At 52.6% G+C, this 11,473-nt stretch carries 10 protein-coding genes; 5 read left to right on the top strand and 5 right to left on the bottom strand.

Annotated elements, in window-relative coordinates; genetic code table 11:
• Positions 1-16 precede the first annotated feature (16 nt).
• A complete protein-coding gene (gspC, locus tag BZG13_RS11060) occupies positions 17-943 on the bottom strand; it encodes a type II secretion system protein GspC (protein ID WP_069360803.1) in 927 nt (308 codons plus the stop codon).
• 226 nt (positions 944-1,169) lie between these two features.
• Here gspC and hslR point away from each other — a divergent pair, with 226 nt between their 5' ends.
• The 4 genes from hslR (at position 1,170) to BZG13_RS11040 (ending at position 6,403) form a co-directional block, all read left to right on the top strand.
• Complete coding sequence (gene hslR / locus BZG13_RS11055) at positions 1,170-1,574, top strand: ribosome-associated heat shock protein Hsp15 (RefSeq protein WP_100297981.1); 405 nt, start codon at positions 1,170-1,172, stop codon at positions 1,572-1,574.
• A 34-nt stretch (positions 1,575-1,608) separates the two neighbouring features.
• Complete coding sequence (hslO, locus tag BZG13_RS11050) at positions 1,609-2,484, top strand: Hsp33 family molecular chaperone HslO (protein WP_069360801.1); 876 nt, start codon at positions 1,609-1,611, stop codon at positions 2,482-2,484.
• A 322-nt stretch (positions 2,485-2,806) separates the two neighbouring features.
• Complete coding sequence (gene pckA / locus BZG13_RS11045; protein ID WP_077457377.1) at positions 2,807-4,435, top strand: phosphoenolpyruvate carboxykinase (ATP); 1,629 nt, start codon at positions 2,807-2,809, stop codon at positions 4,433-4,435.
• Positions 4,436-4,561: 126 nt separating this feature from the next.
• Positions 4,562-6,403: an AsmA family protein gene (locus BZG13_RS11040; RefSeq protein WP_077486661.1), complete on the top strand. Its 1,842-nt coding sequence runs from the start codon at positions 4,562-4,564 to the stop codon at positions 6,401-6,403.
• On the opposite strand, the gene BZG13_RS11035 is transcribed toward BZG13_RS11040, so the two are convergent.
• Genes BZG13_RS11035 through BZG13_RS11025 form a run of 3 tightly spaced genes read right to left on the bottom strand, consistent with a single transcriptional unit; the run spans position 6,400 to position 8,712 of the window.
• Positions 6,400-7,344, bottom strand: a complete 945-nt coding sequence (locus tag BZG13_RS11035; protein ID WP_077486660.1) for a bifunctional GNAT family N-acetyltransferase/hotdog fold thioesterase — start codon at positions 7,342-7,344, stop codon at positions 6,400-6,402. The genes BZG13_RS11040 and BZG13_RS11035 overlap by 4 nt on opposite strands.
• A 26-nt stretch (positions 7,345-7,370) precedes the next feature.
• Positions 7,371-7,805, bottom strand: a complete 435-nt coding sequence (gene dtd, locus BZG13_RS11030; protein WP_077486659.1) for a D-aminoacyl-tRNA deacylase — start codon at positions 7,803-7,805, stop codon at positions 7,371-7,373.
• Positions 7,777-8,712 (bottom strand): virulence factor BrkB family protein, encoded by a 936-nt coding sequence (locus BZG13_RS11025; RefSeq protein ID WP_077486658.1) that lies wholly within the window; start codon positions 8,710-8,712, stop codon positions 7,777-7,779. Before BZG13_RS11025 ends, dtd begins: the two co-directional genes overlap by 29 nt.
• Positions 8,713-8,764: 52 nt before the next feature.
• On the opposite strand from BZG13_RS11025, the gene BZG13_RS11020 reads away from it, so the two are divergent.
• Entirely contained in the window at positions 8,765-9,418 is a 654-nt protein-coding gene (locus tag BZG13_RS11020; protein ID WP_106407232.1) for a DUF2959 family protein, read from the top strand.
• A 67-nt stretch (positions 9,419-9,485) separates the two neighbouring features.
• Here BZG13_RS11020 and typA read toward each other — a convergent pair whose 3' ends face one another.
• Positions 9,486-11,312 (bottom strand): translational GTPase TypA, encoded by a 1,827-nt coding sequence (gene typA / locus BZG13_RS11015; protein ID WP_077486657.1) that lies wholly within the window; start codon positions 11,310-11,312, stop codon positions 9,486-9,488.
• Between the last annotated feature and the right edge of the window lie 161 nt (positions 11,313-11,473).

Raw genomic sequence — 11,473 nt, 5'->3', positions numbered from 1 at the left:
CAGCGGTGGTTGTAATTTATAATTGAATCGAGATGTCATGTTGCTGTCCTTGCCGCTCAACCACCAGATCAAGCGTGCCCTGTTGTTGAATGCGACTGAGAATGTCGGGCAGTGCCACCGAACGACTGAGCTTGAGGCCATTGATCGCAATCGCGATGTCTCCTGGTTGCAACCCAGATTGTTCAAACAACACCGGGTTTTTACCAGGGGTGAGACGAAAGCCTTTCAGCGCCTTGGCATCACCCACTTGCGCGAGCTGCACATAATCAAATAGACGCTGAGGATTTTGATTGAGCTGCTGCGCAAGATTGACCGGCCAGTCAGTGCTGGCTCCCTCATGGGGCGTGGGCTTTGGGGGCGCTACCTCCCCTTTTGACGGTGAAAAGACGGTTTGCGGCGTGCTATCCGCCTCTACGCCTGGCATCAACAATGCCTCTCGCCGTGTTCCCTGGCGTAAGATCACCCGATCTGACAACACCTGGTCAATACTGACTTGGGTGCCGTTCACCTGCTCACCCACCCCATAGGTGGCCTGCTGGCCGCGATTGGCGATCACCGCCAACGCGCGGGATGGTTGGTCACTGGCCACCACCCCTACCAAGGTTAATTGCAAGCGTGTTTCCGGCACCTCGCTCACTGCTTGTCGACGCTGCGCCTTTGAGGCTTGATAACGCCCGAAAAGCTGGGCATTGATCACAGGTGCAAGAGACAGCCTGTTCCCGGGTGATTGAGAGGTGGACGCTTCGTGCACCACAGGCGACTGCGTAGGAGGCGCAGGCTGATAAAAAGCCCACACCAGACGACCTGCCAACCATGCGAGCACGCAGACTAGGCCAATATTGAGCCAAGGGGCAGCGCGACGCAGTGTTTGTGGCGACAAAGAGAAGCGATTATGTTGGCGTCCTGCCTGAGAGATCATGCCTTTTAAACCAATTTGGGTCACCGTTTATCCATTGATGGCTTTTTTTGCCAGCAAGTTCCATCATTAGATTACGAAAAGCTGGGCATGCTAGCAAAAGCGCATTGTGATAGTGAGACTTTTTCAGTCATAGACCGGTATTTTATCGAAGTCATCGACTGGACGGGCAGCGAAACCGCGATGCTGTGATACTGCTCTAAAGTAAATTTTGTGCTAATGTCGCCGATCCAGATTGCGCAGGAGTTGGATGATGAAAAACCACACATCAACGCCTTTGACGGCGGTCAGGTTGGACAAGTGGCTGTGGGCCGCCCGCTTTTACAAAACGCGCTCCGTTGCGCGCAACATGATAGATGGCGGCAAAGTGCAGTACAATGGCCAGCGTGCTAAGCCGAGTAAAATGGTAGAGGTTGGGGCAGAAATCCGCCTTCGCCAAGGCCATGATGAAAAAACCGTCACGGTTATGGCACTTTCAGAGCAGCGACAGGGAGCGCCGATCGCGCAAACCCTGTACCAAGAAACCGAGAGCAGCCTCGCCAAGCGCGAGCACGAGTCAGAAATGCGTCGCTTAAACGCACACAATCCGCGTCCCGATGGGCGACCGGATAAAAAGCAACGCCGAGATATTCGTAAGTTTAAACAAGGCATAGACTAAGGCCGCGATCGCGCCATTGCCGGAGAGAAATTGCATGTCAAACGATCAACTACACCGTTACCTATTTGAAGATGTGTCTGTGCGTGGTGAGCTGGTTAAGCTCGATGACACCTATCAGCGCATACTGGAAAACCAAGATTTCCCGGCACCGGTCAATGCCTTGCTGGGAGAGATGCTTGCCGCGACTAGCTTATTGACCGCGACACTCAAGTTTAACGGCTCAATCACAGTGCAACTGCAAGGCGATGGCCCTGTCTCTCTCGCGGTGATTAATGGGGATCATCACCAACAGCTGCGTGGTACCGCGCGCGTCAAAGGCGACATCAAAGACGATGCGACCTTGCCGGAGATGATGGGGAAAGGCCAACTCATCATCACCATCGAGCCTGTCGATGGTGAACGCTATCAAGGTATTGTCGGTCTGGAATCTGACAGCTTACAAGCCTGTCTTGAAGATTACTTCGCCCGTTCAGAGCAACTGATGACCCGCCTTTGGCTGCGTACGGGTGAGCATGAAGGTAAACCGCATGCGGCGGGGATGATGCTACAGGTGCTCCCCGACGGCAAAGGCGACGAGGGCGATTTTGAACACCTTGCTCAGCTTACCGACACCATCAAAAACGAAGAGCTATTTAGCTTGCCTGCTAAAGATGTGCTGCATCGTTTGTACCACCAGGAAAAAGTCACGCTGTATCCCGCACAAGAGGTGGTATTCAAATGCAGCTGCTCACGTGAGCGCAGTGCCAGCGCCATCGCCGCCATTGAGCGCAGCGAAGTGGATAAAATGGTGGCAGAAATGGGAACCATTCATTTGCATTGCGATTATTGTGGCACAGACTACGCTTTCGATAGTGTTGATGTGGCAGCCATTTTCGAGCAAAACGCGGACTCTTCCTCACAAATGCAATAACAGCGTGCTACATATTTAGCGCTCCGAAGCAAATCCAGCTGACGGAGTTCAAAAGCCAGCATTATGCTGGCTTTTTTCTTATACCTACCCGACTTAACTCACATTTTTTCTCGCATTATTTTTGTACAAACAATAATAGGTCTTTGGGTAGCGCAAACGATTAACTAAGCGTTACCATGTCTATGACATGGCACCTGGTGGTCCGTACCCTACAATCAAAATAACCCCAGTGTGCCGTCTTGTATGGAGTCAGTCCCTGAAGTCACATTTTCAGGTTGCTAGCACAAAGACAGTTAACAACATCTTACCCCAAGGAGCACCTATGACTGTCCTGAACGTCGAACCCGAGGTCGCTGACATCGATCTTTCCTGTCATGGTCTGGAAAATGTCAAAGAAGTCATCCGTAACCCCTCTTATGAGCAACTGTTCGAGGAAGAAACCAAACCTGGGCTGGAAGGCTATGAAAAAGGCGTGGTGACCGAGCTCGGCGCGGTGGCGGTAGATACGGGTATTTTTACCGGCCGCTCACCAAAAGATAAATATATCGTCCGCGACGATACCACGCGCGATACCGTCTGGTGGTCTGATCAAGGCAAAAACGACAACAAGCCGATTGACCAAGCAGTATGGAAGGATCTTAAAGCTCTCGTCACTGATCAGTTATCAGGCAAACGCCTGTTTGTGATTGATGGCTATTGCGGTGCCAACCCGAACACTCGTCTGCGTATTCGCGTGATCACCGAGGTAGCTTGGCAAGCGCACTTCGTCAAAAACATGTTTATCCGCCCAACCGAGGAAGAGCTGAAAGACTTTGAGCCCGACTTCGTGGTGATGAACGGTGCCAAATGCGTCAATACCAAATGGCGCGAGCAGGGTCTGAACTCGGAAAACTTTACCGTTTTCAACCTCACCGAACGCATGCAGCTCATCGGCGGCACCTGGTACGGCGGCGAGATGAAAAAAGGCATGTTCGCGATGATGAATTACTTCTTGCCACTGCAAGATATCGCGTCGATGCACTGCTCGGCCAACATGGGTAAAGACGGCGACGTCGCCATCTTCTTTGGTTTATCCGGCACCGGGAAAACCACCCTCTCTACGGATCCCAAACGCCAGCTGATTGGTGATGATGAACACGGCTGGGACGACCATGGTGTGTTTAACTTCGAAGGCGGGTGCTACGCGAAAACCATCAAGCTATCGAAAGAGGCAGAGCCTGATATTTACAACGCCATTCGCCGGGATGCGTTGCTGGAAAACGTCACCGTTCGCGGCAATGGTGCCATCGACTTTGACGATAACACCAAAACAGAAAATACCCGTGTCTCGTATCCGATTTATCACATCGACAATATCGTTAAGCCGGTGTCGAAAGGCGGCCATGCAAACAAGGTGATTTTCTTGTCGGCGGATGCGTTTGGTGTGCTGCCCCCCGTGTCTAAGCTGACCCCAGAGCAAACCAAGTACCACTTCTTGTCAGGGTTTACGGCGAAGCTTGCAGGCACGGAGCGTGGCATCACCGAGCCGACACCTGCGTTTTCTGCCGCCTTTGGTGCCGCCTTCTTGACCTTGCATCCCACCAAGTATGCCGAGGTGTTGGTCAAACGCATGGAAGCCGCCGGCGCGGAAGCCTATTTGGTCAACACGGGCTGGAACGGCTCAGGCAAGCGGATCTCCATCAAAGATACGCGGGCGATCATTGACGCGATTTTAGATGGCTCCATCGAAAAAGCGGAGACCAAGTCAATTCCAATCTTTAATTTGGAAGTGCCCACCTCACTCGACGAAGTGAGCGACGGCATTCTCGACCCGCGTGATACCTATGTCGATCCCCTTCAGTGGGAGAGCAAAGCCAACGATCTGGCACAGCGCTTTATCGATAACTTTGAAAAATATACCGATACCCCCGAAGGGGCCGCACTGGTCTCAGCGGGTCCTAAGCTAGACTAACCCCCTGCCCCGTATCGTGCGTGCGATACGGGGCCACCTCCCCCACGGTTATACTGGCTAATAGTTGAAGTTACGGCACTTTTGCGCCAGTCTTATTGCTACTGATTGCCTTGATAGGGTTGGTTCATGCGCATCCTGGCCAAACTGTTCGCCAGCTTTTTCATTCTCTGTGTCACCGCATTATTGGTGTTAGCAGTTCTCTTTCACACGCGTTATAGCACCGCGCTGTTTCATCATGTTGTCTCGCCTTGGCTGCCAGGCGATCTCTCCGCCAAACAGGTGGTCTATCATTGGCGTCAACCACTGAGTTTGACCCTCACCAAGCCTAGCTATCGCGTCGGTCCCCAACATTGGCAAGCCGACCGCCTGCGCGTGCAGCTCGATGCCACGCGATTGCCACGCATTCATTGGCTGCGGGTTGATGGTCTGGCTATCGATCTGACTGAGAGCACGCCGCCTAGCCTAGAGATGTTGCCTGCGTCTGTGCAAATCGGCCGTGTCTTGTTCAACGACTTAGATCTCATTGGGCAAGGTTGGCAAGCGCGCCACGTGAGTGCCCAGCTTGATGAATGGCAAAAGGGCGACTCACCATGGGGATCGGTCCGTGGTCGCGCACAATGGGAAGCCAAACATATCGATTGGCACGGCCTCACGCTCTCTCATGCACTTCTGGATGCCACTCCCTCCCCTAGAGGGTGGCAACTGAATGGGCTCTCATTTCAATGGCAACGTGCGGCCTTTAGCGCCCAAGGGCAATGGCAACCTGGTGCACTCGCCTTGAGCCAATTGACCATTAGCAATGCCATCGTAGACAGTGAGCAAACACAACAGCAGCTTCGCGAGGCCTTGTCACATTGGCCGTCCGACACCCAACTCACCATCGATCGTGCCGACGTTCGTCAACTCAGTGCCGAAACAGATCGGCTATCGGTTAATGCACTGACCTTATCAGCGGAACAATTAGTGTTTTCGCCTCAATCGCCTTGGTGGCATCAGCCTCAGCTACGCGCTTCGTTTAATGCCGACTATATCCGTTGGCAAGGACACACGTGGGAGCAGCCTCTAGGGGAGCTGGAACGTCGCGGTGACAATTGGATAGTCAACCAACTCACCAGCCAGTGGCACGAAGGGTTTATCGCGATTTCCGGCCAATTTTCTCCCCAGGCTTGGCAGATAGATAGGCTACGCGCGAATGGCCTCACTCTCAGCCGCGAACGGCTTAGCCCGCTGATAAGCGCATTGCCAGATTGGCCGCACCATATCGTCGTGACCGATCTGTCGCTCAAACACAATGAGTGGTTGGCGTTATCGCCGCAGTTTCCCGTCAAAGTGGATGGCATTGATATTGACGGTCGCGATCTGCGTGTCAGTCGCGACCAACAGTGGCAACTGCGTGATGGCACGCTCACCGCAAGCGCCAGCTATGCCAGCATCAACCAACAATGGCTAGCAGAGCCTTATTTGCGGTTAGAAGCGAACGACGGTCACGTCAATTTACGTCAATTACTATTGGGCTTTCCTGACGGGCAATTGGCGGCCTCTGGCCAGTGGAACTACAACACACCGAGCCTACCGTGGTCATTCCAGGTTGACGGCCTCAACGTCCCCTTATCCCTTTATCAATCATGGTTCAACTGGCCGCTGCCTTTAAGCGGATTTCACGATCTTCAAGGGCAATGGTCTGGGCTAGCGTCTGATACTGAAAGTTTCAACGTAGGCTTAAGTGGCACACTCGCTGCCACCCTATTAGATGGCCACGCGGATGTCATGCCAGATAAAGGCTGGCCAGCGCGAATTTCTGAGTGGTTTCAAAAAACGCCGGCCAAACAGCGTCAGTCGCAGTCGTTCCCATTTGCTCAACTTTCTCTAAAAGCCGATCGTGGCGATATCACGGGCATTCTTCAGGGGGAGACATCCGTATCGATTGATTGGCCGATTTATCAAACCGCCACCCCAAGGGTGCGTTAACGCAGTAGTGCCAACTGAGGCGCAGGCTGTGCGGTGGCGCCATCGTCTGATGGCAGCAATACGTAGGTGCCGGTAAACACGCCGGCCTTATCGTCGCCACTAAAAAACTCAACGTCGAGCGTGACACGCGCGCGGCGACCATTTTCCAGCCTATCCAGCTCACCGCTCAAGTTATCCAGCGAGACACTCGCCCTTGGCCGTTCTGCCACCGGGCGGCGATAGCGAATATGGCTGTCTGCGAGGACGATATCCGCGCTGAGTTGGCGCTCTTTCATCAACAGCCATACCATCCCCCACCCCGCGAGCGTGGCAAGACTAAAAATACTGCCCGCAAACATGGTATGACGCGGATTTAGGTTGGCATTTAAATTGGCACACACTTCAAAGTGATAGCCGGTGAATTGGCTGATCTGTACCCCCATTTTATCACTGATGGGGATTTGCTCTTGCCAGCGCTGCTGTAGTTCGGTACACCACTCAGGATGACGCACTACATCAGACAAAGGGTCTAAAGGTTTCACCATCTGTTGATGACGGATCGGTCCGCGTTCATCACTGAGATCTCCCTGACGCACAAAGTCGTGTTGTGCATAAAAGCTCACCGCCTCTTCTCGGGCACGACACACAAGACGCTTGGCTCCCTCTTGCCGCGCCAACGACTCCAGCGCCATTAATATGAGCGCCCCGAGACCACGATTACGAAAATCGGGAGAGACCGCCATATAGCGGATCTGTCCATCATTGTCTGGGGTTAAGTAAAGACGCCCGATGGCGACGGGATCATCGTCACTGTCGACAATCATTCGATGACAGGCATTGCCATCATAGGCATCGCGCTCTGAGCCGCGCGGCGCATGCCAAGGCTCTCGCAACATGCGATAGCGAAAGTCATAATAACGCTCAAGCTCTTGCTCTGTGCGTGGCGTGACGATTTTAAACATGCCTATCTCTCCCTGTTAGGCGCACATTATACCTGAAGCCAGAAAGTCACCGGCCCATCATTGACCAAGCTGACTTTCATATCCGCGGCAAACTGACCGGTTTGCGTCTTCACGCCGGCCTGCTGACAATCGTGACAAAACATCTCATACAGGCGTTCAGCGTCGGCGGGTGATGCGCCTGAAAAACTTGGACGCATTCCTTTTTTCGTGTCAGCCGCGAGGGTGAACTGAGAGACCACCAGTAACTCGCCTCCCGCCTGTGACACATTGAGGTTCATTTTTCCTTCGTCGTCTTCAAAGACACGATAACCGCGCACTTTATGCGCCAGTTTGGCTGCCTGAGTCTCGGTGTCGCCTTTTTCGACCCCTAGCAGCACCATCAAGCCTTTTCCTATACAGCCCAGCGTCGTACCTTCTACGGTCACACTGGCTTCACTCACGCGTTGAATGAGGGCGATCATGGGTTTCCTCTTTTTCCATGGTTAAAGGAACAGATGACGCATCTTGAGCGCGCGACCACCAGCGTTCAGATTCTCTCAGCGTCGCCGTCACTTGGGCACCAAACAATACGATACACCAACTAAAATACACCCAGACAAAGAGAATCGGGATCACTGCCAACGCGCCATAAATCAGTTGATACGACGGAAAATGGGTGACATACAAGGCGAAGACTTTCTTGCTTAATTCAAACAGGATACTCGCCACCGCCGCTCCCACAAAGGCATGACGCAGACGCACGCGCGTATTGGGCACCAAGGTATAAAGCCCCGTGAAGGTCAATGTGGTCAGGATAAAGGGCAAAATGCGTAGTAAGGTGGTAAATAAATCGTTGGCAATCCCGCTTTGTAACAACGACAGCGAGGTAAGATAGGAACTCAACGCAATACTGGTGCCAATAAGAATCGGCCCTAAGGTCAGCACCATCCAATAGATGGAAAAGGCGATCATTGTGGGTCGCTTGGTCTGAATCTTAAAGGTGTGGTTCAAGCTCTTATCGATCGCCGAAATAAGCATAATGGCCACCACAAACAAAAAGCTCACCCCCACTGCCGTCATTTTACCGGCATTGACCACAAACTCATTAAGGTAGCGTGCAACCACCTCGCCAGCCGCCGGCACAAAGTTGTTGATCACAAACTGCTGTAAGGTGTCTCCCACCTCGGAAAAGCCAGGGAAACTCGAAAAGGCGGATAACACCACCGTCACTAACGGCACAAGGGATAGCAGCGTGACATACGCCATATGGCCCGCACTCACCGTGAGCCGATCTTCGCCCATACGCCGCCATAAATGGGCCAGCATCGCCATCAACCAATCACGGTGATGACACCACGTCTTCTCATCCAGGATCCCAATTTTGCGCATCCTTCCACCTTAACCTTGTGTTAGCCTTAAGCGTAATGAGTGTACATGATTTATGATTAAGGAGTTGCCTGTGCGGGTTATCTTTCTGTTTGCTATCGGCTTAACCCTACTCACCGGCTGTCAGTCTGCCTATTACTCAGCCATGGAGCAAGTGGGCATCCATAAACGCGATATCATGGTCGACAGAGTCGAAGACGCGGCTGATGCGCAGCAAGCGGCGCAATCTCAGTTTAAAAATGCACGGCAAGCTTTGAGCCAGCTCACCCAGTTTGACGGTGGGGAGCTACAAGCCGCCTACGACGCAGTGGATAGCCAGTATCAAACAAGCCATGAAGCCGTTACCCGCGTGCGTGAACGCATCGATGCCCTTGAGTCTGTCTCTGAAGCGTTGTTTGATGAGTGGGAAGACGAATTAGACTTGTACACCAATCAACGCCTGCAGCGTGATAGTGAGCAGCGCTTACGCCAGACTCGTGAGGAATACGAGCGACTGCGTGATGCCATGCGTCGTGCCGAACAAACCATGACACCGGTACTGAACACGCTGCAAGATAACCGGCTTTATCTCAAACACAACCTCAATGCCCGCGCAATTGGTGCGTTACAAGGTGAGCTGGATGCCCTTTCGGGCGAGATAGACCGCGCAGTCGCTGACATGCAACGCGCCATCCAAGCGTCAAATCGCTTTATCCAAACCCTCAATTAAACGCTAGCCAATAAAAAAGGCACCCGAGGGTGCCCTTTGTCCATATCGCGCGGTGATGCCCGGGTGATTAACCTTTACGACCTGCGCGCTTACGCTCGGTTTCGGTCAATAGCTTCTTACGGATACGAATGCTCTCCGGCGTCGCTTCAACCAGTTCATCATCATCGATAAACTCAAGCGCCTGCTCCAAGGTGTACTTGATCGCTGGGCTCAATACCTGCGCGTCATCGGTCCCTGAGGCACGAACGTTGGTCAGCTGCTTACCTTTCAAACAGTTAACTGTCAGATCGTTGGCACGATTATGAATACCAATCACCTGACCTTCGTATACTTCGTCACCGTGCTCGGCAAACAAGCGTCCGCGGTCTTGCAAGTTAAATAGAGCGTAAGTCAGTGCTTTACCCGCTGCGTTTGAGATCAACACACCATTAATGCGCTGGCCAATATCTCCGCCTTTGTACTTACCGTAATGGTCAAAGGTATGATAAATCAGGCCTGAGCCCGAGGTCAGCGTTAAGAACTCTGTTTGGAAACCAATCAGGCCACGAGATGGCATCACAAAGTCCATACGCACACGGCCTTTGCCGTCTGGCAGCATGTTCGTCAGCTCACCTTTACGCAGGCCGATGCTTTCCATCACGCCACCTTGATGCTCTTCCAGTACGTCAATGGTCACCGTCTCAAACGGTTCGAGTTTCTCGCCGTTTTCTTCTTTGATGATCACTTCTGGGCGCGATACCGCCAGCTCAAAGCCTTCACGGCGCATGTTCTCGATCAAAATCGACAGGTGCAATTCACCACGACCAGAGACACGGAATTTATCCGGGTTATCTGTCTCTTCGACGCGCAGTGCCACGTTGTGAACCAACTCTTTTTGCAGACGCTCGAGAATGTTACGTGAAGTGACGTATTTACCTTCCAGCCCTGCAAACGGTGAGGTATTGACCTGGAAAGTCATGGTCACAGTGGGCTCATCCACAGTCAGTGCAGGCAGCGCTTCCACATTGCTTGGATCGCAAATCGTGTCTGAGATTTTCAGCTCACCCAAACCGGTAATCGCAATAATGTCGCCGGCAGAGGCTTCATCAACGTCATGACGCTCAAGGCCCATGTAGCCTAAAACACTGCCCACTTTACCATTACGCTTGCTGCCATCGGCGCTTACAATCGTCACTTGCTGATTCGGCTTAACCGAACCTCGGGTGATACGACCCACGCCAATAACCCCCACATAGGAGTTGTAGTCCAGCTGAGACACCTGCATTTGCAGCGGCGTGGTGATATCAACGTCAGGCGCGTCAACGTTATCAACGATCGCGTTGAACAACGGCTCCATATCCTCGCCTTCTGTGGTTTCTTCTAGACTCGCCCAGCCGTTAAGGGCTGACGCATAAACCACTTGGAAATCCAATTGCTCATCGGATGCACCTAATGTGTCAAACAAATCAAACACTTGATCCATCACCCAATCCGGGCGCGCACCTGGGCGGTCAATCTTGTTGATAACCACAATCGGCTTTAGGCCATGAGAGAAGGCTTTTTGGGTCACAAAACGGGTTTGCGGCATTGGACCGTCTACTGCGTCCACCACCAGCAATACCGAATCAACCATCGACATGATGCGCTCAACTTCACCACCAAAGTCGGCGTGTCCCGGCGTATCAACGATGTTAATGCGGTAGTCATTCCAGTTAATGGCCGTGTTCTTGGCCAAGATGGTAATGCCACGCTCTTTCTCAATGTCGTTTGAGTCCATGACACGCTCTTCCACCTCACCGCGGGWAGCCAGCGTACCGGATTGCTGCAGCAGCTTATCCACTAGCGTGGTTTTACCGTGGTCAACGTGGGCAATAATGGCGATATTTCTTAATTTATCTGTCTGTATGTTGGTCATGGACTCTCTTTTTCACTCGATAGACGGGGCGCGCGCCGAAGTTGGCAAGCTATGCTAACACGACGGCACCGCCACCTGATTAAAAAAACGGCCGTAATGTACCAGATTTTGTCGCAAAACCCACCTTATTATGTGAATTGGCTCACCGTCCCCCGGGTTTC

The sequence above is a fragment of the Salinivibrio sp. ML323 genome, assembly GCF_001995745.1.
GTDB lineage: Bacteria > Pseudomonadota > Gammaproteobacteria > Enterobacterales > Vibrionaceae > Salinivibrio > Salinivibrio kushneri.
Note: the sequence above shows the minus strand (reverse complement) of the source record. Positions and strands in the feature narration are given on the sequence as shown.

Excerpts from the sequence above, each read along its gene's own strand:
- BZG13_RS11020 (WP_106407232.1), top strand. The coding sequence starts at position 8,765 with ATGATTAAGGAGTTGCCTGTGCGGGTTATCTTTCTGTTTGCTATCGGC.
- BZG13_RS11040 (WP_077486661.1), top strand. The coding sequence starts at position 4,562 with ATGCGCATCCTGGCCAAACTGTTCGCCAGCTTTTTCATTCTCTGTGTC.
- hslO (WP_069360801.1), top strand. The coding sequence starts at position 1,609 with ATGTCAAACGATCAACTACACCGTTACCTATTTGAAGATGTGTCTGTG.
- BZG13_RS11025 (WP_077486658.1), bottom strand. The coding sequence starts at position 8,712 with ATGCGCAAAATTGGGATCCTGGATGAGAAGACGTGGTGTCATCACCGT.
- pckA (WP_077457377.1), top strand. The coding sequence starts at position 2,807 with ATGACTGTCCTGAACGTCGAACCCGAGGTCGCTGACATCGATCTTTCC.
- hslR (WP_100297981.1), top strand. The coding sequence starts at position 1,170 with ATGAAAAACCACACATCAACGCCTTTGACGGCGGTCAGGTTGGACAAG.
- BZG13_RS11035 (WP_077486660.1), bottom strand. The coding sequence starts at position 7,344 with ATGTTTAAAATCGTCACGCCACGCACAGAGCAAGAGCTTGAGCGTTAT.
- dtd (WP_077486659.1), bottom strand. The coding sequence starts at position 7,805 with ATGATCGCCCTCATTCAACGCGTGAGTGAAGCCAGTGTGACCGTAGAA.